This window comes from Prevotella sp. MGM2, from assembly GCF_002933955.1.
In the GTDB taxonomy this organism is placed as follows: domain Bacteria; phylum Bacteroidota; class Bacteroidia; order Bacteroidales; family Bacteroidaceae; genus Alloprevotella.
In genome coordinates this window covers 1-562 of record NZ_BEWW01000252.1, presented here as the reverse complement: position 1 = coordinate 562, position 562 = coordinate 1, and the positions used below count along the sequence as shown (strand labels likewise).

Below are 562 nucleotides of genomic sequence, written 5' to 3'. Positions count from 1 at the left end.
CACATACGGCGTTCCCGCCACGGCCTGAAGTTGGAGTAAGGTCCGAAGTCAGCCGCCAGTTTATTGTAAGTAAGGTCAGCCGCCTGCCCGTACTTGACCAGCCACACATCGGCTTCGCGCGCGGCGGCATAAACGCTTTCAAACGAAAGTGGAATGGCTCCGCTTTCGTCTCTGGTGCTGAAAATATAATCCGCACCGGCATCGGCGTACATCTGTCCCAGATAACTTCCGCCGCCGGGTACGTACCAGGCCGCGCCCTGCTTCATGTCTATCATCAGTCGCGGACGCTCCTTTACGGCCGATACGGCGCAACGCAAGGAGTCGTAGGCCGTTTCCACCTGGGTGAAGAGGAAATCGGAGCGGGCCTCGCAGCCGAAGAGCAAGCCGTAGAACTTCATCCATTCGGCCTGTCCCAGCGGTGTCGGCTCCATGTAGTCGGCGCACGCTATGAGGGGGATGCCTGTGGCCGATACGTTGCCGTTGCCGGCGTTTTGAAAGGGTGACACCAGCAAAGCGTCAGCCGTTGCGGTTGTGATACGTTCGAGGTCGGGGTGCATGGATG

Annotated in this window: 1 protein-coding gene; it reads right to left on the bottom strand. The window is 59.3% G+C overall.

Going from position 1 to position 562, the window contains the following annotated elements; translation table 11 throughout:
• On the bottom strand, nucleotides 1–562 hold a 562-nt coding region (locus C5S62_RS06340), incomplete at both ends, for an ABC transporter substrate-binding protein (RefSeq protein ID WP_145958219.1).